Origin of the sequence: Methylocella sp., assembly GCA_037200525.1 — a bacterium.
Lineage (GTDB): Bacteria > Pseudomonadota > Alphaproteobacteria > Rhizobiales > Beijerinckiaceae > Methylocapsa.
Map to the genome: position 1 here is coordinate 998160 of JBBCGG010000001.1, position 22322 is coordinate 1020481.

Annotated in this window: 17 protein-coding genes and 3 pseudogenes; 8 read left to right on the forward strand and 12 right to left on the reverse strand. The window is 59.5% G+C overall.

Annotation, left to right across the window (positions count from 1 at the left end; all coding sequences use genetic code 11):
• Positions 1-125: 125 nt before the first annotated feature.
• The 4 genes from WDN46_04615 to WDN46_04630 form a co-directional block, all read right to left on the reverse strand.
• Positions 126-410 carry a methanol dehydrogenase gene (locus WDN46_04615; protein ID MEJ0092724.1) on the reverse strand — a complete coding sequence of 95 codons (285 nt, stop codon included), beginning with the start codon at positions 408-410 and terminating at the stop codon, positions 126-128.
• 122 nt (positions 411-532) lie between these two features.
• Positions 533-1081, reverse strand: a complete 549-nt coding sequence (moxG, locus tag WDN46_04620) for a cytochrome c(L), periplasmic (protein ID MEJ0092725.1) — start codon at positions 1079-1081, stop codon at positions 533-535.
• A gap of 86 nt (positions 1082-1167) precedes the next feature.
• Positions 1168-2094 carry a methanol oxidation system protein MoxJ gene (gene moxJ / locus WDN46_04625; protein MEJ0092726.1) on the reverse strand — a complete coding sequence of 309 codons (927 nt, stop codon included), beginning with the start codon at positions 2092-2094 and terminating at the stop codon, positions 1168-1170.
• A gap of 148 nt (positions 2095-2242) precedes the next feature.
• Positions 2243-4129, reverse strand: coding sequence for a methanol/ethanol family PQQ-dependent dehydrogenase (locus WDN46_04630; protein MEJ0092727.1), 1887 nt, complete (start codon positions 4127-4129; stop codon positions 2243-2245).
• 1176 nt (positions 4130-5305) lie between these two features.
• Between WDN46_04630 and WDN46_04635 the strand changes: the two genes are divergently transcribed.
• The gene (locus WDN46_04635) at positions 5306-5623 is read left to right on the forward strand and encodes a hypothetical protein (GenBank protein MEJ0092728.1); all 318 of its coding nucleotides are present in this window, start codon (positions 5306-5308) and stop codon (positions 5621-5623) included.
• Positions 5624-5641: 18 nt separating this feature from the next.
• Complete coding sequence (locus WDN46_04640; protein ID MEJ0092729.1) at positions 5642-5992, forward strand: hypothetical protein; 351 nt, start codon at positions 5642-5644, stop codon at positions 5990-5992.
• A gap of 513 nt (positions 5993-6505) precedes the next feature.
• Here WDN46_04640 and WDN46_04645 read toward each other — a convergent pair.
• From WDN46_04645 to WDN46_04680, 8 genes and pseudogenes are all read right to left on the reverse strand, one after another.
• Complete coding sequence (locus WDN46_04645; GenBank protein MEJ0092730.1) at positions 6506-7786, reverse strand: tyrosine-type recombinase/integrase; 1281 nt, start codon at positions 7784-7786, stop codon at positions 6506-6508.
• Positions 7787-7963: 177 nt separating this feature from the next.
• The gene (locus WDN46_04650; protein MEJ0092731.1) at positions 7964-9343 is read right to left on the reverse strand and encodes a recombinase family protein; all 1380 of its coding nucleotides are present in this window, start codon (positions 9341-9343) and stop codon (positions 7964-7966) included.
• Complete coding sequence (locus WDN46_04655; protein MEJ0092732.1) at positions 9340-9513, reverse strand: recombinase family protein; 174 nt, start codon at positions 9511-9513, stop codon at positions 9340-9342. Before WDN46_04655 ends, WDN46_04650 begins: the two co-directional genes overlap by 4 nt.
• Positions 9514-9680: 167 nt before the next feature.
• A complete protein-coding gene (locus tag WDN46_04660; GenBank protein ID MEJ0092733.1) occupies positions 9681-10736 on the reverse strand; it encodes a hypothetical protein in 1056 nt (351 codons plus the stop codon).
• Positions 10733-11215, reverse strand: coding sequence for a tyrosine-type recombinase/integrase (locus WDN46_04665; GenBank protein MEJ0092734.1), 483 nt, complete (start codon positions 11213-11215; stop codon positions 10733-10735). The genes WDN46_04660 and WDN46_04665 overlap by 4 nt, the downstream gene beginning before the upstream one ends.
• Positions 11146-11912: pseudogene (locus WDN46_04670) on the reverse strand (IS5 family transposase). The gene WDN46_04665 and the pseudogene WDN46_04670 overlap by 70 nt, the downstream one beginning before the upstream one ends.
• A 30-nt stretch (positions 11913-11942) precedes the next feature.
• A complete protein-coding gene (locus tag WDN46_04675) occupies positions 11943-13358 on the reverse strand; it encodes a hypothetical protein (protein ID MEJ0092735.1) in 1416 nt (471 codons plus the stop codon).
• Positions 13359-13858: 500 nt separating this feature from the next.
• Positions 13859-14593, reverse strand: coding sequence for a hypothetical protein (locus tag WDN46_04680; GenBank protein ID MEJ0092736.1), 735 nt, complete (start codon positions 14591-14593; stop codon positions 13859-13861).
• 333 nt (positions 14594-14926) lie between these two features.
• Between WDN46_04680 and WDN46_04685 the strand changes: the two are divergent.
• From WDN46_04685 to WDN46_04710, 6 genes and pseudogenes are all read left to right on the forward strand, one after another.
• Positions 14927-15280 (forward strand): annotated as a pseudogene (locus WDN46_04685) (IS5 family transposase).
• A gap of 16 nt (positions 15281-15296) precedes the next feature.
• Positions 15297-15893 (forward strand): annotated as a pseudogene (locus WDN46_04690) (IS3 family transposase).
• Positions 15894-16194: 301 nt separating this feature from the next.
• The gene (gene yfdE / locus WDN46_04695; GenBank protein ID MEJ0092737.1) at positions 16195-17373 is read left to right on the forward strand and encodes a CoA:oxalate CoA-transferase; all 1179 of its coding nucleotides are present in this window, start codon (positions 16195-16197) and stop codon (positions 17371-17373) included.
• An 86-nt stretch (positions 17374-17459) separates the two neighbouring features.
• Positions 17460-19190 (forward strand): thiamine pyrophosphate-binding protein, encoded by a 1731-nt coding sequence (locus tag WDN46_04700; GenBank protein MEJ0092738.1) that lies wholly within the window; start codon positions 17460-17462, stop codon positions 19188-19190.
• Between the two features lie 10 nt (positions 19191-19200).
• A complete protein-coding gene (locus WDN46_04705; protein ID MEJ0092739.1) occupies positions 19201-19929 on the forward strand; it encodes a YoaK family protein in 729 nt (242 codons plus the stop codon).
• Positions 19930-20601: 672 nt separating this feature from the next.
• On the forward strand, positions 20602-22191 hold the full coding sequence (locus tag WDN46_04710; protein MEJ0092740.1) for a hypothetical protein: 1590 nt from the start codon (positions 20602-20604) through the stop codon (positions 22189-22191).
• Positions 22192-22322 lie beyond the last annotated feature (131 nt).

The window sequence follows — 22322 nt, forward strand, 5'->3', positions numbered from 1 at the left end:
CCGATCATACGCGCTGTTTCGGCGCATGGATCGCGACCGCACCGAACCGCAGATGACTTGCCTCCCGCCAACGGCTCGCCTCCAATGGCAGGAGAACGCCTTGTCATGCCGGAGTCGATCTTTGCTCACTCGGCGGGGATATTCTTTACGTCATATATAAACTTGCCGGTCTTCACGAAATTATTGACCCGCAATTTGTTTCGCGCTTCCATGTCTCTTTCCGAAACGCTCTGCTTCACAACTTCATTTGGATCGAGCTTCGGGTCGTATTTCGAACCCGCGATGATGTCCGGATAGCCCGGATGCGGCTCCCAGCAGATTCCCGGGGCCGAACAATTCTGACCGTCATAGGCGGCGGCGGGGTGTGAGAGCGAGAGGGCAAACACCGTTGCGCAACCGCCGAACAGCATTAAACGACCGATCTTGGACATGCTCTTCCTCCTTCTTGCTTTACGTCTTCCGTCTTGCCAACCCTGTACAGTTCAGGATCGGCGACCCCTCAAGGCGCGCGTGAGCGCCTCAGAAACTCTCGCTATTTTGCGGGCGCTTTACATTGCCCCGGCGCATCGTCCGGTATGGCCGGATCGCTCAGCTTATACGGTTTGTAGGCCTTCTTCTGTGCGTCGGTGAGCCAAGACGCTTGCTCCACCGGATCCTTATAAAGATGCCGCACCCAGGCTATGACCTGTAGTATCTCATCAAGGGTTAGATCGCCGTTGTGAGGACCCATTTGGGCCCGAGCGCCGCCGAAGATGGTTTCGAAGATGCCCTGGTCCGTAGTATTTTTGGGATAGGTCCAGTAATCGTCGTTCAGTCCCGGCCCGATCTTTCCTTCTCCGACCTCGCCGTGGCATCCAGAGCACGCCGTGAGAAAGAAAGAGTGGCCCTTTACCAGACAACTCGGATCCTCGATGTAGGGGTCAACTCCCGTCTGCAAGAACTTTTTCACTGCTGGGGTATCGCGTCCGTCGGGTAATGAATCGTCTAAATTCAAGGGCTCGCCAGTCACCGTGTTTCGCAAATCAAGTTGTGTCGTCAGGTCGGAAGCCAAAGCAGCCGCCCCCACGCCAAGCGTGACCATGGCGACAATCGCAAGTGATATTCTCATGTCCTAGTATTCCATTTCTTTGAGCGCGATGAATGCGCGAGACGATTTAGCTGCGCGCGTCATTCATCGGCACGTAGAAGCGGAACGCCTTCCTCCTTCAAGATCGCCTCAATCTGAGGTTGGGCTTTGTCCAGAGCCGAATTGAGATCGGCCAGCAATGCGTCGTCGCCTTTTCGTACGGCCATCGACTGATTGAAGTGCTCCGGGACCTTCATGCCATCGGCTCGCGCGCTGTCGTCCGCGACGACCGTCATCTGCAAGGGAATCGATGAACTTTTGACGTAGCGGGCAATCTCAGGCGCGAAAGCGACCGCGAGATCAGCATTGCCGCCGGCGACCTCTTGCGCCATCCTGCTCGATGGAATCTGAACGTACTGGTTACGCGGAGATTTGAAACCCACCAGCGAGTAGAGATACGATATTTCGACCTCGTAACGGCCAATCGTCTTCAGCATCGTTTCCGCGGGCGATCCAAAGGGAATGACAATATGTCCGAGCTTGTGGATCTTCGGATCATCCCAGGATGTGACGTCGAGATGGCTGTCGGCCCGCGAGACGAAGACATAGCCCGCTCGATAATAGGGCTTGGTCGTGAGCACGCGCTCATCGCCTGTATCGGCCCCCACGATCACGTCGCACGCATTCTTGTCGAGATAGTCGCGAACCAGATAGATTCCCGGTTTGTCGGACCAGATGAAAACGGGCCTACGCCCCATGGCTTCGGCCACAACCGAACCTATTTTGTTTTCGAATCCAGAGCCGTCTCTCGCCGAGAACGGCAGTCCGTCCGCCGTGGCGCAGATGCGAAGAACATCCGATTCGCTCGCAGCGGAAGCAACCGCCGCCGCTGCCGCCGTCGATTCTGCGGCGGCGACGTCCCGCGATTCCGCCGTGAGTCCAAAGATCGCCGCGACGCCGGCCAATAAGGCAAAGCGCCAATTTCCCGACGTCGGCGCGGGCGTCTTGGCATACGCTATGCGTGACATGAATTCTCCTGTAATTCTCGATCGCTCAATCAGGCCGGCTGAATGCAAGGCGTCGTCAGAATTCTCTGTCGACAAGCCGGCTTCTCCACGCCCGCCGCCGCTGTGAAGCGCTTTGCGGCGAGCGTGGCGGCAGTTAGCAGGGCGCTTATTATCTCTCGACCTTCGTGTCATACTCGTCGAGATTTACGTCGTCATAAGGTCCTTTGCCGTTGAGCGAGAACACCATCAGCCCGCCTCCCTGCTGCGTATAATGCTGCAGCTGTCTGAAGGCTCCGACAGCGCCGAGGCCGGCAGTCGGGTCTTGCAGATCGAAGACGAGGCCAACGCCCGGCCAGCCGCCGACGCCGTAGTAGATGGCGACGTATTGGACGCCATTATGCTCATAGGTCATCGGATAGCCGATCACGCCGGAAGGAAGCTTGAACTTCCATAGCAGCTCGCCAGTGTCGCTGTTGCGGGCCTTGATAAAGCCGTCGAGCGTTCCGTAAAAGACCAGATTGCCCGCAGTGGCCAAGGTGCCGCCCCACGCTGCGAAGCGCTCCTGCACCTGCCATTTGTACCCGTTGGTGACTGCGTTATAGGCCTTGACCTGGCCGCTTCCCTCCATGGTCTGGCGGTTCCCCTTGGGGCCAGGATATATGGTCAGCGTCGCGCCAACAAAGAACTGCCCGGCGCGATAGGGCAGCATGAAGGGTTCCCAATCCATGCAGAGATGGTTGTCCGCCATGAAGAAAAGCTGCTTCTTGGGGTCGTAGGAGTCATGAGCCTGATCATGGTAGCCCATGGCTGAGGGACAAACGTCTTTTGCAAGGTGATCCATACGCGTCCCATATTCCGGGTTGCGAACGGGCTGACCATTTTTGAAATTGACGTGCGTGAACTCGTTCATCGTATCGTCGATCTTGCCGACCGTGAAAAGCTCGCCGCTGGCGCGGTCGACGTTGTAGATGAAGCCGTTGCGGTCAGGATGCGTCAAGAGTTTGTGCATCTTGCCGTCCTTGTCCTTCTGGTCGGACAGCATGATCACGTCAACGCCGGCGTAATCCCATTCATCATGAGGAGTCTTCTGATATCCGAACTTTGCTTCGCCGGTATCGACGTCGCGGCCGAAGATCGTCATGGTCCATTTGTTATCGCCGGGCCGCATAGTTGCGTTCCACGGCGATGGATTGCCGGTGCCGAAATAGAGGAGGTTCGTTCCGGGATCATAAGCGTACCAGCCCCAGTTGGTGCCGCCGCCAATTTTCCAGGCATCGCCCTGCCAAGTTTTTAGGCCAAGGTCGCCCAAGGCGCCATATTGCTTGACCTGGTTGTTAAAGTCTTTGCCGAGCTTGACCTCGTCGTCTGATCCCGTGGCGTAGGCGCGCCATTTCTGCGCCCCAGTATGCACGTCATATGCGGTGACGTAGCCGCGCACGCCGAGTTCGGCGCCCGACGACCCGATAATCACCTCATCCTTCACCACATAGGGCACGACCGTAAGAGTCGAACCGACCTTGTTGTCGGAGTTCTCCAACTGCCAATAGATGTCCCCGGTTTCGGCGTTGAGCGCCACCACATTGCCGTCGAGCTGGTTGCTGAAGATCAACGCGGGCGTTTTCTCATCGCCGGGCCAATATGCAAGGCCGCGGTTTACGATGTCGCAACAGGCGACCGCGCGCGCAGACGGATTTTGCTTCGGCTTGTACTGCCAGAGAATCTTGCCAGGATGGTCGAGATCAAGAGCGAAGACGTTATTCGGGAAAGGCGTGTTGACGTACATCTTTCCGTTTATGACGAGCGGTGTGCCTTCGTGCCCGTTGAGCAGGCCGTCCGAGAACGACCAAGCCGGCTTCAATTGCTTGACGTTTTCGGCGTTGATCTGGGTCATCTTACTATAATTATCGGACGTATAATCCTTGCCGCTCATGACGTAGTTTTCATCGCTCTGCGACAATTTATCGAGCTTGTCGTTTGCAAGCCCGCTTGTTGCAAGTCCCAATGGGGCGATGACGAGCATCGCCAGTAGCGATGCGGAATTCAAAAGCCTACTCATTATGCGCTTCTCCCAATTTTATAACGCCGAGTTCGGTTCAGTCCGGCTCAGATCTTGACGCTCCGACCTCACAGGTGGAACTTGTCGATCGCTTTTTGACGTCTTCGGAAACAATTGCTTTACCAAGATCATTCAATCTCCTGATGCGTTTCTTAGCAGGCCTATCTTGCTTCGATCCGTCGCCGGAAGCCGTTCGCCTTGGCCGTGCAGTGGCGCCGTCCGAAGTTGACCACCGCGCCAGCGACCGACAACGCAAACAGCGGTCGGTCTCAATGAGGCGTGTGTCGATTGGGGAGAGTTTCCGGCAGCGTGTCACGGCTGTAACGACGCGTTCGGATCGTGTGGATTGGTCAAGCATCGCATCGCCTCCGAAGAGGGCCATCGGTTTCCCCCCAATGAAACCCTCGAAGCCAAAAACTGAGGGGACTCTACGTTGCATCCGAATGTTGCGGCACTAGAAAATCTGGCAATTATTATCGGGAGGAATTGGCAATCCGGATCAGGATTTCGTTCACGCCGGCGCAGGCCTTAGCGACAGCGGAAAACACGCGAAACTGACTCGCCCAATTGTCACGGTCATGCTGGGCATATGGAGTTTGTCGGCCCGGCTGCGGCGGGCGGTTACACAGCGCTCATTAAGCTGATGGGAGGCCGCCTTTTGTCCGGAGGCCGTTGCTTTCGCTGAATCTTGCCGTGAAAGGCCGCGGCCCGCATCGCGGTGAAAAGCCGCCGCCTGAATAGACGTAGCTTTGGATTAACTCCCGTTCATTTGCGTGTTACACCTGCCTTGCTGAAGGGAGGGCGTGGAGCGCGCCTTAGCATTGGAGAACGCTGCTTACGCCTCCGTTGCGGCAGGCGGCTTTATGTGTTCGCGCTTCCTGCTTGGCCATAACAGCGAATGAAGCTCTGGATTGATAGCGATGAAAGGTTAGCCTCGCCAAGGCTTGCGCGGCTTGCGGTAATAGTTCGAAGCGCCCCATCCTGATCGCGGTGGCACGCTCCATGCTTAGGGGAAGTGGGCTCTTGCCGGCTTGATGCGGTCGATCCGATAAGGATGGACGGGCGACAACCCAACATGTGGCGCGGATCGAAGCAGCGTTCAAAGCAGTCGACCCAGGCGGCGATGTCGAGAACTCGCCGCAGTGCAGGTCAACAGCCTGGAAAAGGAGGACATAAATGATTGCGGAAGCCGCGCTTATCGTCCACTTGGCGGGATTCTTATGCGACTCGGAGCCCAACGCCATCAGGTTCGCCGAACGCTTGGCCGAAGCTCTCGTCGAAGACATTGCGGCGAACGATGTTGGCCGCGTCGCCGGCAAGCAGGTCTGCGGCTTCTATTCGGGCGACGCAACGGTCCTGTCCGAAAAGCGCGTCGTCTTCGAGGACTATCTGTACCTCGTGACGGAATACGTCTTCACCAAGGATAAGCGCATGGCCGTCGCCGCCGAGCGAACGTTTGATGTCGAGGGGAACATTCACGAGAATCCTTTGTAGACATACACGTCGGCGGGGGTGGCCGACGTGAAAGCATCGATGGGCGGAGCTCTGATCTTCGGTAGCGCTCAACAGATCAGGCCACGACATAGGATTCCCGGCTGCCCCGATTACGCTTTCTGCAACGTCAGCAATACTGGCAGTTGTGATGGTACGCCTTTGGTGATTGATCCGCTTCATTTCGTAGGTGGCGTGACGCGCATCCCAAGAGCTTCCTTCGCCGGCGTTGCTAATCGTCCCCTTGGCTATACGGGAGCGGGTGAACGAAAGCGCCTGCCCTTCGGTTCGGAAGACGCCGAGGAGCGAATGGCCGTTGCGCTCACGCATAATAACGACCGCTTTACCCTTGCCGTTTTGGTTATGGACTAGGCGGCGATCGACGCGGTTGGCGTTGTTGTTCGCGGGCTTGATATATCCAGAAAAATATCCGCGATCAATCTCGGCGACCTTGCCTTCGCTGCGAAGTGTGCGGCGTCTCATTTCTTCGGCCATAGGCTCGCCCAGCTTCTGCCCAAGAACGAACGCGCTCTTGTAGCTGATCGCAAGATCGCGCTCAGTGCCAAGGCCCTTGACCTCGTTGCAAAAGATCACGATGGCCTGCGAGGTATTGAAGTAACGGAAGCTTGTGAGAGGCAAAGAGCGTCCCGCTTGTCAGCGTGAAGTCCTCGCGGCAGGCCTCGCAACGGAACGGGAGCGAACCGTTCGGACGGCGGCATTCATAGGTGTTCAAGCCGCGGCTGTCCGGTTTCGGCTAAGACCGGCCCTACGCCGAGCTGTTGCCGATGCCGCTGGCGGCCCATTACGAATTCCCTGTATAGCTTAAGCGGTAACCTGATTGAGTCCGAGGGAATTCACTCACGGTTCAACGCTCGGTTAACCCTTTCAAATTCGGTCCACGCGTCTCAGCGGCACAACCACATCTGCGGCGCACTTGTCCGACTCTCCCATTGCGGTGGTCAACATGCCGCCGATTTGCTCCGAGGCCCGGCGCAGTGGGTCTGCGTCAAGATGAGCGTAGCGGGCGACTGTCGTCGCTTGCGCGTGGCCAAGCAATTTACCGATGATCGGCAGTCCAAGCCCAGCGCCGGCGCCAAAGCTGGCGTATGTGTGACGCAGATCATGGAGGCGCACGCCGATCAGGCCAGCGCGTTTTGCGACGAGAATCCAAGGACGATTGAGGTCAGCGCGCGGAGTTTCGCGATCGGCGCCGCTGCTTTGGCCGGCGATGACGTAGACGCCCATCCGCGGCAAGTCCGCCAGCACCTTCATAGCTGGCGCGTTGAGCACAATGGTCTTGCGGCCGGTCTTGCTGTCCGGCAGCAGTAACAAACCCCGCTCGATATCGACATAATCCCACTTAAGCTCGAGGATTTCGCGGAGACGGGCGCCGGTGAGGATGAGGAGCCGGAGAGCAGCCGCGGCGTGCGGACCAATGTTGGTCACGCGATTCTTTTTCGGAACGTGCTTGGCCGTCGGCTTCGTAGCGTCGATCTGCCATGGGATCCCTGTGGTTTCCGCCTCGCGGATGGCGTCGCCGAGACGCGCAAGCTCTTCCGATGTGAGGAAGCGCTCGCGGCGCTGCTCGCGGAAGGCCTCGATATGGGCGGCCGGATTGTGCCCGCGTTTCACCAACCCGCAAGCAGCCGCGTAGCGGTAGACAGAGCCAATGCATTCGATGACGCGGTTTGCCGTCATCGGCTTTGTCTCCCCGATGCGATGGTGCAATTTTACGATGTCGCTTTCGCTGACAACGTCGAGCTTAATGGCGCCGATAACAGGAGCGGCGTGTTTGCGCAGGCAAATGCGGTAGTTGACCACCGTCCTCGGCTTCAACTTAGCAACAGCCTGTTCGGCAAGATAGCGTTCGGCGAAGTCGCGGAATATTGGCGTTTTTCGGGCGCGCGAGCGTGACGCCGCCGGGTCTGCGCCAAGCGCAGCCTCGGCCAATATCTCCTTTGCCGCGGCGCGGGCCTGGTCGGGCGTCAGCGTTCCGACGGCGCCGAGCACCATGCGCCGTTTTGCAACGCCGCGCCCTCCAGCGCCCGGCCGGTACTCGACGAACCAGCTTTTCGCACCGCTTTTTGCCGCCCGGAGCCCGAAACCCTTGAGGTCGGCGTCGTATAGGGTGACGGGGCAGACGTCTGCGCTAATCGCATCGATCATGCGCTTGGTTAATTTTGTAACAGGCATCGCATGGGCCTCGTGTCGCCACCCAGTCGCCACCAGAAAAGAAACTGGAGGCGGCGTCGTCAACCCACGTATTAGGTAAACGTTTGAAATGCAAGAGGTGTGCACGACAAAGAACGTTAGGGAATGCTCAGGATAGCAAGACTTTCATTCTCATAACCTGAAGGTCACAGGTTCAAATCCTGTCCCCGCAACCACTTTTACCGAACGAACGAACTCTTCGTGAACAGCCCCGAGAGTCGGGGCTCCTCCACCAGCGTGCTGCGCCAGATGGACCATTCGGGGGAGATCGCCGACGAGTTCCACTTCGAGGTGGCCGTTTTCAGTCGGCCGCAAGATCACCTGATCGATCAACGAGCGGATGATTTCGATTGCCTCTGTGCGCGTGGCCTCCGCCTGCAAGAGGGTCTGCAACGCCGCGACCCTGCGCCGGTAGGCGGCGGCGAGATTGGGATGGAACCGCACCGGCTCGTGCACGACTCCGGCCAATTCTTCCGCGACATGGACCTTGCGCTCTTCAAAGGCTTCCAGCTTCGTCTGAACAGTCGGACCTCTTAAATCCCCGGAAGCGACGGCGTCGAGCAGGTTATCGATCCGGCGCTCGAGATCCTTCTGTTCCCGCGCGAGCGCTTCGCGCCGGGTATCGCGATCGCGCCGGCCTCGATTGATCTCTTCGTTGAAGGCCCGGACAAACTCCTCGACGAGATCGAGCGCCAGCAGCTGGCGCTGCAGAGCGTCGATAATCCAGCTGTCGATTTCGCTTCGACGAACGCTCGCGCGATTGACGCATGTTCCTTGCCTCCGGGCGGCGGAGCAGGCGATATAGTCTTTGCCGATTGGCGCGGCTGCCCCGCCGCAAACGCCGCAAACCGCTTTTCCAGTCAGGAGATGGCGAGGCCGCCGGCGGGTCCAGAACTCGGTCGCGCGCGCCTTGACGACCGGGCCGCTGGTCCTAATGGCGCCGAGCCGCGTCTGGACGCGGTTCCAGAGATCATCGTCCACGATGCGCAGGTCAGGGGCATCGTGACAAATCCACTCCTCAGACGGATTGAGCCGCGAAACCCGCCGTCCCGTCGCTGGATCCTTACTGTAGCGCAATCGATTCCATACGAGCCGACCGACGTAGAGTTCGTTGTGGAGGATGCCTGTGCCGCGGAGGGCATGGCCGCGGATCGTCGTATCGCCCCAGGGACGACCGCCGGGCCCCGGCGTTGACTCCCGATTGAGTTCGGCTGCGATCCGGCGCGGTCTTTTCCCCGCGGCGAAGTCTGCAAAAATGCGACGAATCACCACGGCCTCGGCTTCGATGATTTCGCGGCCGCCGCGCTCGCCGTCCATGCTGCGGACGACTGTGTAGCCATAGCAAAGCCCGCCGCCCGAACGCCCCTTTTCGATGCGTCCGCGCAGCCCGCGGCGCGTCTTGTCGGCAAGGTCCTTAAGGAAGAGCGCGTTCATCGTGCCTTTCAGCCCCACGTGCAGCTCGGTGATTTCGCCCTCCGCGAGCGTCACGATGCGAACGCCTGCAAAGCTCATGAGCTTGAAAAAGGAGGCGATGTGCTACTGCCGCGACTGATGCGATCGAGCGCCTCAACCAGCACGATGTCGAATTCGCCCTTCCGCGCATCATCGAGGATCTTCTGATAACCAGGGCGGAGATTGCTTGCGCCGGACTGGCCGCGATCCATGTAGGTCGCGGTCAGCAACCACTTTTCGCGGACGGCGCGCTCCGTGCACGCGGATCTGATCCTCGATCGATGCTGCGCTCTGCAGATCGCACGAATAGCCGGCGTATATGCTCACGCGCATTCTGGCTCTCCGAAATTGCGGCGCTGTTAACTGGCCGACGCGTCATTCAAACTAAACTGCCAAGCTAAACTGCGTTCGCCGCCAGGGACCGCAGCCTGTTTTTCATCAAGGCCCGATTCTGGGCAAGCCGCTGGCTCGCTTTGATTCCATTCGCCAGATTGTAATGTCGCTCGCCGACCTCGGGCGAAGCGTGCTGCAGTAGGCCGGGGATGAGGCCGATCCGCTCGGGAGCGTCCATCGCCAGATAGGTGGCGGCCGATCGGCGGAAATCGTGCAGACACATGTCCCTGCCGAACCGCTTCATGAGATGCGCCCGGGCGATGTCATAAAGGCGGCCGGCCGACAAAGCGCCACGCCTGTGCGAGACCCACAATCCGTCATTCGGGCGAGACCCGAGGAGACGCGGCCGTATCTCTTTAAGATAGCGTTTCATATAAGGGGCAAGCGCCGCTGGTACGGGAAAGCTCTCAGAGCGCCCGGACTTCGTGTCAGCGGGATGCAGAAGCAGGTTGATGTCGCCGCCGTCGATCTCGATGTGCCGATCGACCGTCAGGGCCGCGAGACTTCGTCGCCGGATCGGCCAGAGGCTGAGCAGGGGGAGGATCAGCCCATCCCGGTATTGCAGTTCGCGCGTTCTGCGGCTGGTCGCCGCCATGGTGAGAGCCTTGTCCATCAGTTCGATGCCGAAGTCGAGCGTCTGACAGGGCGGCGCCAGCCGGTCAAAGCGGTCGGCCGGCCGCGCGCGGGTGAGGAGGCGGCCTTTGATCGCGGCGAGCCATCCCCAGTCGCGTTCGCCGGCGATCAGGCGGGCCGAATAGCAAAGGCTATGGATCATCTGCGCGACCGAGGAAGGAACCATGTCCAGGCTGAGGCGGGCGACATAGTCGCGTACGCGTTCGAGGGAAATGCGATCGGCCGGCAGCCTTAGAAGGTCGCCCGGGTGAGCGGCGTGCAGGAATCCCAGCCAGCGACTGTATCCCATGCGGATGCTGGTTCGGGTGCCCTCCGCGAGGTGATCCCCACCCCCGCTTGTTTCGTCGAACAGATCACCGCCCTTGAAGGCCGCCTCGAACGCCTGACGATCCGCGGCCGGCCACTGCAATTCGGGGAGATGTTTCATGACGCGCCCCCCACCTCGCGACGCCCGACCCGCTTGATCGCCTGTTTCGCTCCGGCTTTCTTGCCGGGGCGCGCCAGCTGGAGCTTCTCGCGCTGTCCGAAGAGATGTTTCGCGTAGGCCCGGCTGGCGCGGCGGCTGCCGGAACCGGCATAGATCAGCGTGGTTTTGGCCGATGAATGGTGAAGAATCGCCTGCGCCGTTTGATGGTCCTCGGGGTTCGCCTCGAGATAGACGCTCGCGGCGAAGTGGCGGAACTGGTGCGCAGTCATATGGACTCCGACGTGCTTCTCGATCATTTCGGTGATCTGGAGAGAGAGCGTGCCTTGGCGCTTGGGGGCGCCCTTTTCCGTGACGAACAGAAATCCGTTTGGATCGGCGCCGACGCGCGGCACTAGGCAGTAGTGACGAATTACCTGAGCATGATAGCAATAGCGGCGAGCAATACGAAGCCTCGGTAGTTTGCGAGGAGCTTGTCGTATCGGGTTGCGACGCGCCGGAACTGCTTCAGTTTATTGAAGAAACGCTCGACGAGATTGCGCTCCTTGTAGAGCGCCTTGTCGTAGGGGAGCGGCGCGCGGCGATTGGATTTTGATGGGATCACCGGCTCAGCCTCACGCATAAGAACAGCCTTGCGCAAGTGATTGGCGTCATAACCTTTATCGGCGATGATCGCATCGGCCGCAAAGCCTTCGATCAGGGCGTGCGCTTTTGTGATGTCGTTGCGCTGCCCAGGTCCGAGAAGGAGCCGAACGGGGTTGCCGAGCGCGTCTGTCGCGGCGTGGATTTTGGTGCTCAAACCACCGCGAGAGCGGCCCAGGCCTTGGGCATCCGCCCCCCTTTGGCGATCCTTGCGCCGGCCGCGTGCTGATGGGCGCGCACGATTGTTGAGTCGATCATCAGCCATTCGAGATCGGCCTCGGCGGTGAATGCCTCAAGAAATCCGTCCAAGGCGCCGCGCTCGATCCAGCGATAGTAGCGGCGTTTCACCGCCTGATGGTCGCCGAAGCGTTCGGGCAGATCGCGCCAGCGGCCGCCCGAGCGGGCCATCCATAACAGCGCGTCGACGAAGCGTCGATTGTCGCGGCGCGGCCCGCGCTGGCCGGCTCTTCCACCTGGCACAAGATCACAAAGCCGCTCCCATTGATCGTCTCGCAGCGCATCGACATCCCGAATCATCAAGGCTGATCTCCAAAAATCAGCCTTGAATCATGGAAAGATCCTCGCGAGAATCCCCCAAACGCCGAATTCGTCACCACGGCCTAGGCAGCGGCGATACCACCGGAGTCGCCGTGCGACATCCGCCGGTATCTCGACCGTCAGATCCTGGCGCCTGGCCTTGGTTTCCTCGGCGGGAATGTGCAATAGCAATGGGCCCCTGGACCCATCCGGCTCCACGAAATGGCGGCGCCAATGCAAGGCGTACAGATTCTGGGGTCGGAGAGCGCAGGCTAATTGGATGTCGATCGCAATCGCGATTTGCGCCTCGACGAACGGCAGGCCAGGCGCTCCCTTTTCTGAAGCGGCTTTGGCGAGCACTGTTTCGGGGAGGAACAGAAGCTTGGCGCGGAGCCCTTCCGACTCGAGCTGGCGCAAGAGCGCCTTGTTCTTCGCCGTCAGATCGAACGGGATAGCGGGCAACTTGGCGGCGAGAGCCTTGAGTTCGGCCACCCGCTCCACGGACGCGCCCGCGTGATGCTTGGCGGCCTGGATGAGCGTTTTGGCGATGCCGACGGCAAAGGCGCTCGGTTTTCCGTCCCGCGCCCCATGATAGTGGCGCAGAATGGTTTTGAAGCGCTCTCGCTCGACAAGATCCGCGAGTGAAGCGATGTCCGCTGCATCGATCCCCGATTCGACGAGCACCGACGCCGCCAGGCGCAGATGCTCGCGTTGCTGTCGCAGCGTGCTCGGCGCTAGAGGCCGCCGCGGGGCCGCGGCGGCCTCGTCAAACAGATCCACATCGGCGCGGCTGGCGAGATAGGCCTCGGCGTCGGCTCGGAAGCTCTCGCTGAGATCGTCCCAGCCGAGCCGTTTGCGCGGCGCTCGGAAGGAGATCCGCGACAGCTTGGTCTTCGGCCAGCCTTCGACCGTCGCGGCGGCCTCGTTCCAAAGAAGTGGCGCTCTGCGCACGATATCGCGGGGCTTGGGGCAATGTGTGCGCGTCTCCAACCAGATCGAGAACCGCTGCACGGAATCGTCGGTCACGGCATTGGGCGGGATTTCGTTCATGGCGCACCAGTTCATGAATGTGGCGAGGCCCTCGGCGAGCCGCCTGTTCGCGCCTATGCCTTGCAGCAGCGGCGCCCAGTCCGGGTGACGCCGCGCCACCAATCCCCGCCCCATGTCGTCGAGCGCACCGACTTGCTGCAGGGCGGCCGCAACGAGGCTTCTCTGGTTTGAGAACGTCTTGGCGCTGACTCCAAACTTCGCCGGTCGGATCTTGCGCAATTCCGCCCGCAATGCGCAAGCGTCGGCCGGGATGCCCGACGGCGAGCGGCCGGCCATTTCGCAGAGGCGATTGATCGCCGAGATCATGTCACGACGTCGAGCCGGATCGAGGTCGGCCGAAGCCACAATTGCGAGCACGTCCGCCAATGTATTCGTCTTGGTATTCAGGGTAGTCATTTTTACGTCCAAGTCTCATAATTGACGAAGCGGCGAAAAGACCCCGTTGAAACTGGTCCATTCGGGAAACGTATCATAGCGTAGATGGAACGATTACTTGGATGACGGTTTCCCGATACTACCTTAGACTTCTATTTTTTCTTTTGATTTCAACGTTGAGCTCATTTTGCTGCGTTAGGGTTGGCGCGAGCGACCGGGCGGCGCTCCGACGCCACGCCGTCCTCACCAAGACTGCGGGCAGGCGAGCGCTCTCGCTGGCATGCAAATGTTCGCGGGCTGGCGTCGCTTGCGGCCATGCGGTCGACGCCGTTCGTGGTTTCAGGGGGCGAGGGCGTCTGGCCCAGACATTCGCGCGCCGTCTGCCGCGCCAGCAGGCGCACGAGGGCGATCAGCGCATCCGTCGCCGACGTCTGATTCGTTAGGGATGTTGTTGCGCCACGGGTCTGCATCTCGACACGCTACTGGGGCGGTCGGGCGACGCTCGCATGGCCAAATCGTTGTCAATCTTGCGGAGACGCGCCCCTCAGCACGGTGCGCGTCCGGCTGCGCCAGGCGTCCTCGAAAAGTTCCAGTTCCAGTTGCAAGGGCTCGCTCGCTGCGGCGAGGAAGCGAATAAAGGGGCCTCCGGATATCCCCTCGTCAGGTCGGTCGGGTCCCCCGACGGAGGTTGCGGGCTCCTTCCCGGTGATAATGCGATGGACGCTCATCATCGCAGCCACCCAGTCGTTGATCGCAACATCGCCGGAATTGCCTTCCTCCACCATCATCTTTCCGACTTCTGCGGCCTCGGTAGCCGCCTGTTCAGCGCGCCGGCTCAATTCGGCTGCGGCTGCGGCGGCTTCCACGATCTCCACCAAACGGGCGACTCGCCCTGTCGCTTGCATGACCGGCGTCGTATCGCGCTCGCCCAGCAAAATCAGGGCGTCGAAAATCTCAGGATCGCCAGGACCGTCGACTGCCTCATCGAGATCGACGACGCCGAGGCTCTTCAAGAGCCGGCGGCCGCTCTTCGCAATTTGATCGAGCTTCCGGCGCAAGCTGGATGGAGGGGTGCGGGCTAGCCGGGCGCTGTCGAGCCGATACCAACGGGCCGCCGCTTCGAACAGCGTCGCATGCTTATTGATCTCCTCGACCTGCACGCCGACGGCGGCGGCGATCTGCTCGAAATTGACTTGCCCATATGCGGCCGCCAGCACACGAGGTTTTGGAGCTAAATCGACTTGCCGCCTCGCCATGCACCACCTTCGGTCTCATCAAACACCTTTTTCTACCCGCACATAGCAGCCCTATTCGAGCAGAACGCACAAACGTTTGCCGAAGAGAAAAGGCCGCTTTGCCCTCCGAAGGCTCGTGTCAAGGCTGAACTGCGTTTCGTGGGTCGATTTTGGTAGTGAATTGAATAGGTTAGAGGTCAACAGGTTTGTGGATCGACGTTGACAGGAAGCGTTGCAACCACATTGTAACCACCTTGGCGGAAACCCCGGGGGCCGGCAGGTAAATGCCATCAGGTGGTCGACGACTCGGACCGGCTTCAGCCGCGTCAGAGCATCGTTGACCAGAGTGATTGAGGCAGACCGGTCACCTTTGCGCTGACGCCAGGAAACGTCGCCGACATCTCTATGGCCATTCCGCTGCTTGCAGCCGTCGCCAGACCAAAGCGGCTGCTGGCGGACAAAGCCTACGACGCCGACAGCCTGCGCAAATGGCTCAAACAAGGGAAGGTCAAAGCCGTCATTCCATCCACCGCTTCGCGACGGACGCCCTATCCTCTCGACAGCAAGGCCTACAAACGCAGAAACCTTATCGAACGCATGTTCTGCAAACTGAAGAACTGGCGACGCGTAGCAACCCGATATGATCGCCACGCGCAAAACTATCTGTCCGGCCTTGCCCTCGCAGCCATAATCATCTCATGGGCCTGAATGAGTCCTCTACCTAGGCGTCAGCCGCCGCCGAAGCGCGCCGATCACGACGAAGCGCGATCCAAAGCATCATCCCGCGCATGATCTCGTGCGGCGCAATTTTGTCGCCGAGGGGCCGGACGAGCTGTGGGTTGCCGACATCACCTTCATCCCGACGGTGATCGGCTTCCTTTATCTCGCGGTCGTTCTGGACGCCTGGTCGAGACGAAGCGTCGGGTAGGCCTTCTCGGCTGACCTCAAGACATGGGTCGTTCTCGATGCCCTCGACGTGGCGCTCGCCGTCTGCAAACCAGAGAGCGTCATCCATCATTCGGACCGAGGTTCGCACTATACGTCCATCGCTTTCGGCAGTCGCTGCAAGGAAGCCGGCGTCAGGCCCTCGACCGGATCAGTCGGCGACGCCTATGACAATGCGATGTGCGAGAGCTTCTTCGCCACGCTCGAATGTGAGCTGCTGGATCGCCATCGCTTCCAGTCCCACACACAAGCGCGGATGGCGATCTTCCAGTTCATCGAGGGTTTCTACAGCCCGTCACGCCGACATTCGGCGCTGGAATACCTCTCGCCGGTCGAATACGAAAGGAAATCCAAAGAACCGAACCAACCCACCTAAGCCAGAAACCGTCCATCGAAACGGGTCAACTCCAGGTCGCTCGGGTAGCGCTTCGTCTTCTTCTCGATCTTGGCCATCCGGCCACGGCTCGCTGAGGTCCACATCCAAACTCTGAATCACGCCAAACCACGCGTGTCAAAGTTTCCAAACAGCCTCTAAGTAGTTTCCGAGCCTGTTCTCGGCGATCTCCCATCCCTAGGGTCTGGCTATAGCGTTCGTAATCCACTACAGGCGCACGGTCGCGTCAAAAAGCGACAAGCGCAAAGACGTCCTTCGCCACAGAGCCTTAAGGAAAGTCACCATGCCATCGTCTTCGTCACAGGTCGCCCCGGGCCCATTCTCCGGTTTACTTGTCATCGATATGACCCATGTTCTGAATGGTCCGTTCGGGACCACCATTCTCAACGATTTGGGCGCCCGGGTCATCAAGATCGAGCCACCGGGCCATGGCGACGATACACGGACCTACGGCCCTTTCTACAAGGGACAGTCACTTTATTTCAGCTTCGTCAACCGCGGCAAAGAAAGCATCATCCTCAATCTGAAGGAGCCAACAGACCGCGAAATCTTCCTGAACATGGTTCGCGAGGCCGACGTCCTGACAGAAAATTTCCGGCCGGGCGCTATGGCGCGTTTAGGTTTCTCCTATGACGAGTTGTCCAAGATCAATCCGCGTCTCATCTACGCATCTTCTTCGGGGTTCGGCCAGACGGGACCGCTCGCCACCTATCCCGCCTATGATACAATCGTCCAGGGGATGAGTGGCATCATGAGCGTGACGGGATTTCCTGACGGGCCCCCGACTCGCGTCGGTACATCGCTCTCCGATCTCTGCGGCGGTGTTTTCATGTTCTGCGGAATTGCCAGCGCCCTCTATGATCGAGAGAAGACGGGCAGCGGCGCCCACGTGGACGTCGCCATGTTTGACTCCACGCTGGCGTTTCTCGAACACGGGTTCATGGAATATGTCGCGACGGGCTTGGTGCCAAAGCGCATCGGGAATCGCCATCCGTTTATGACGCCTTTTGACGTCTTCGAGTCTTCCGATGGGCACTTCGTTATCTGCTGTGGAAACGACCACCTGTTCGGCGAACTTTGCCAGGCGATTGGACGTCCGGAGCTCATTTCCGACAAGCGGTTTTTGGAAAACAAGGACCGAATGGCGAACAACGTTGCTCTTAAGCAGGAGATGGAGGTTGCCCTTAAGAAGCAACCGTCCGCGCATTGGCTGACGGTCATCCACGAGGCGGGCGTGCCCGTCGGCCCGTTGCTGAATGTCGCAGAAGCGGCCGAACATCCTCAGACCAAAGCCCGTAATATGCTGATCGAAGCCGGCGGCGTGCGCATGCCAGGCAATCCGGTGAAAATCAGCACCTACGATGATCCGCCTGTCCGTGTCGGCGCTCCGTCCCTGGATCAGCATGGCGCGGCGCTTCGCCATGAGTTCGCGCAGTCTACGCGTCAGACCGCGGCGGAATAGGAATCGGAGACGGCGGGAGCGACACGATTCAGAGTCCTTGCCGTCCAGCTAGCACGACTCTCATAGTCCGAACTCGGAGCATAAGCATGGACCGGTCGATCGAACAGCTGCCTGCGGCGCCCAAACCCGACGACGGAGGGGGCAACCAAGCCGCCCGCATAAGCGGCGGACGCCTGCTCGCAAAGGCGCTGAAGAATGAAGGTGTGGACGTCATTTTTACGCTGACCGGCGGCGAGATCGTAGACGTGTACGATGGTTGTCTGACGGAGGGCATTCGGATCATCGACGTACGGCACGAGCAGGTCGCGGCCCATGCCGCAGACGCATACTCGCGGATCACTGGCAAGACGGGCTGTGCCGTGATTACGCCGGGGCCTGGCACGACCAATGCGATCACCGGCGTGGCCAACGCATTCTACGAAGAAAGCGCGATGCTGTTGATCGGCGGCTTCGGTCCGTCGAGCCAGCGCCGCATGGGATCCCTGGGTGATCTCCCACATACGGAGATGCTGCGCCCGATCACCAAGTTCGCTGAAACCGTCAGCAGCACGTCCCGGATCGCCGAGATGACCAGCATGGCGTTTCGGGAATGCTATAACGGCGCGCCCGGGCCGTCATACCTCGAAATTCCAGTGGACATCCTGCGGGGGACTGTTGACCTAACGGAAGTCAGGGTGCCGCTGCCCGGCAGATACCGTGCATCCACGAAGAGCCTGGGCGATCGTCGCGACGCCGAGGCGCTCGCCGCCCTCATCATCAACTCGAAGCGTCCCTGCGTCTTGTTCGGTTCGCAGCTCTGGACCTGCCGGGCAACCGAAATCGCAAGGGAGTTCTGCCGAGAGCTTAACCTTCCGGCCTATCCAAGCGGCTCTGCCCGCGGTACTTTTCCACCCGGTGATCCGCACGGCTTCCATCACACACGGCATCATGCTTTCGACAAGGCCGACCTCATCATCGTGTTCGGCCTCCCGTTCGATTTTCGCATGGGATATGGTCGTGGACTCCCCTCGGGGGTGCCGGTCGTTCAGGTCGATCTCGACTACCGGACAGTCGGCAAGAACCACGATGTCACCTTGGGCATCGTCGGAGACTCAGGCGTGGTCATGAGATTCGTTCTCGACACGATCGGCCAGGCGAAAGACGACGGCTCTAGCGAGCGGGAGCCGTGGCTCGAGGAGCTAAGTTGTTTGGAAAGCAAGTCGGTCGAGGCCATGCTGCCGAAACTCCGGTCCGACGCGCACCCTATCCATCCGCTCCGACTCGCTTACGAGATCAACGAATTCATCACCGAAAATACCATCTTTATCGGCGACGCTGGCGATGTCCTGACCTTCGCGGGTGGCATTATTGCCCCTCGCGCGCCCGGTCATTGGTTCGATACGGGCCCTCTTGGCACGCTGGGCATCGGGACTCCCTTTGCCATGGCGGCAAAACTTGCGCACCCGGAAAAGGAGGTCGTGTGCCTCTTTGGCGACGGGTCCTTCAGCATGACTGGCTTCGACTTCGAAACCTGCGTCCGATTCGGGCTGCCGTTCATCGGCGTGGTTGGAAACAACTCGCACATGAACCAGCCTCGATATGGTACAATGGTGCATTTGGGAAAGAAGTATGGCGAGGTGGCCAACAAGCTGAGCGACGTACCTTATGGTGAATTCGCCCGGATGCTGGGCGGATATGGCGAGGATGTTCGTGACCCCAACGATATCCAACCAGCGCTACGCCGGGCTCGTGAGTCGGGAAAATGCGCACTGATCAACGTATGGGTCGACGCGGAGGTCTTTTCCCCCGGGACGATGCATCAGACCATGTATAAATAGGCTGAGCGCCGTGACAAAAAAAGCGCCAAGTTTGGACGAAAAAGGCGTACCATCTACTTCAAACGCGGCCGTTCAAGTCAGGCGTGTTCTTTTATTGGGATTGGTTGCCGGATACGTCGACGCATTAGGGTTTGTCGACCTGAATGGCGTCTACACGGCGGCCATGACCGGCAACACCGTGCAGCTCGGAATTACCTTTGTAAGACAGCAGTGGTCCCATTTCGCTCTCATTGCTCTTACTTTGGGATCGTTTTTCTGTGGCGGCTTGATTTCCAGCCTGATCAGGAAGCGCATCCGGAGGCCGCCAGCCGAGCTGTTCATCATGGCGGGTTTGCTCATTGTAACTGAAGGCATACGTTGGCGAACGCCGCATCTGGTCTCAGTCGAGTTGCCGCTTCTGGCCATAGCCATGGCGATGCAGGGTGAGACGGTTTCTCGCTTCGGCGGCCTTTCGATTCAGACCATCGTTGTGACGAACACAATGCTAAAATGCGCGGACGCTATGGTGGCCTATATCGGCGAGAGGATGAACAGGCGCCGGAGTGGTGCGGATGGGGCGCGTCCAACCGGCATTGTAGAGATCGCAGTTCCCGCTACTGCTTGGTTTGCCTATACAGTTGGCGCCGGCGGCGGTTCGGCCGCTGCAATGTCACTGCGCACCCCGCTGCTCATTCCCGTAATTCTCCTCATACTGACCGCATGCGATTTGTTGATTACCTCACCTCACGAAAGCGCGTGATGCCAGAGAAGCTTCTCTATGCATTTACCCGCTTCATCCGTCGCGCGGCGCAAGGGCGTCGATTGGAGCACGACCAAGGTCTATCTAGTCTGCAGTGGGAGCAGTTCGCTAGCCGCGGCCGCCTTCATGATCCGCGACGGCGGATCTGGTACGAACCGCGGATGCGAGGCGTATTGGTGTGAACACGTTTTTGGGCGTACAGACCTCAACGCTGAATATCTATGATCTTTTCAAGGACCGCGCGTTCGACCGGAAGATCATCCGCTGCTATCTGAGGTTCAAACCCGGCTTTCGAGATCTGTTGGCCGAGCGGGGAATTTCTCTGGCCCATAACACAATCATGCGCTGGATAACGCGCAACGTCCCTGAATTCGAAAAGCGTTGGAACCGCTTCCGCCTCATGCTCCCGAGGTTTCGTTTCGTTAAATCGGCGACAGTCCACGGGGGAACGCGTTGAAACGCTCCGCGGCTTTGATCGACCGTATCAAGCGCAGTTGCTCGAGTTTTTCATCTCAACAGCCATCGCTAGGAGATGGAGGTGTCCTTAGACTTCTCTTCGCGACGTTAGTCTCTTTCCTTGCGTTTCAAGCGAAGGCGGAAGACGCGCAGTCAGCAACCAACTCATCCGCAAGCAGCAGCGCCATCCAAGAAATTCGCCTTCTCAAGGCCCAGTTGAAGCGGCTCGAGGAAAAGGTCAACGAGCAGGCGCGCAAACAAAAGGAAACCCACGCTCAAATCTTCAACCTCCCGGCGAAAATTGCGCCCGTGGAGGCGCCCTCGGGAACTACGGCATCCAGCGGCGTCGGGATCGCGCCGCTCGAGGATAACTTGCCTCAAGATCTCGCAGCGCGGATGGCGGCGATACGAGGCGTTCCCATCGCGAATCTGCACAGCGTCTATTTTAATGGCATCACCTTCACGCCCGGCGGTTTCATCGCGCTCGAAGGCGTGTTTCGTGACCGCTTCGTAGGCGCGGACATCGCCACTCCATTTGCGGCGATCCCTTTCGGAAACGTCCGCGCAGGCAACGCCAACGAATTTCGCTTAACCTCGCGCCAGAGCCGGCCCTCTTTATTGGCTAAGGGCGATGTCAACCCGACGACGCATTGGACCGCCTTCGCCGAAATAGATTTCCTCGGGGCGGCTCAAACAGCCAATTCCGACGAAAGCAATTCATTCAATCCGCGCCTCCGTCAGTTCTATGCATCGGTGGACCAGGATGATTTTGGGGCGCATCTCCTGGTCGGTCAGGCTTGGTCTTTCGCGACCGCATTCCTCAACGGTCTTAATCCGCGCCAGGAAAATATTCCCCTGACAATCGAGCATCAGTTCATCCCCGGATTTGTCTGGGCGCGTCAGCCGCAAATCCGCGTCGTCAAAGACTTCGGCGACAATGTATCGGTCGGCCTTTCCATCGAAAATCCTCAGACGACTTTCGCCAGCGGCCCAGGAGCGCCGGCCGGCCCGTTTCTGAACGGCCAACCCACGGCAGGCGCAGCGGCGGCTTTACCAAGCTCGCTGGTCTTCAACCAGCTTCCTCCGGATGGATCCTTGTTCAATTCGTCCAATGCGGTATCGCTAAACCATATGCCGGATATCATCGGCAAGGTCGCCTGGGATCCAAGGATCGCCGATCGCCATATTCACATAGAGACCACTGGCATTTTTCGTGATTTCTACAGCCAGGTCGACAATCACAATCAGGATGTGGCTGCAGGCGGCGTCGGCGCGTCGATCCTGATTCCGCTCATTTCGAACACGCTCGAGCTTCAATTCTCCAGTTTGACGGGCCGCGGCATCGGTCGTTATGGCACCTCGGGACTCCCCGACGTCACGTTCAATTCGAGCGGAGCCATCACGCCTCTGCAAGAAACCATGCTTCTTGCCGGCTTGAATTGGCGCGCCACGCCGCAGCTTGACCTTTATGCCTACGCTGGCGAAGAGAGGGAGAGCGCCAGCTTCAATACGGTCACGACCCCAATAGGGGCAAAGCAGGCCTTTGGCTACGGCAATCCTCTTTACACGAACGCCGGATGCGCGATCCCCGGGTCCTCGGCATGCGTCGGAGATGTCGCCTTGGTGCGGCAACTAACGGTCGGGTTCTGGGATAGGATTTATTCCGGTCCGATGGGTCAGTTGCGCGTCGGCATGCAATATTCGTTCACCCAGAAATATTCTTTCGCAGGCGTCGGCGGAACGGCAAAAGCGCAGGAAAATATCGTTTTGGGGAGCTTCCGCTATTATCCTTTTGGTACGCATTGAGGCCGCGCCGTTTCACACCACGGCCATGCCGGTCTGCACTCGACGCCCTATGAATGGGGTACTCGCCCGACAGGCTCCGTGCGGCAAGAAGCTCGATCGGCCTCGGTCGGAAAAAGGCGCGTACGCGGCGG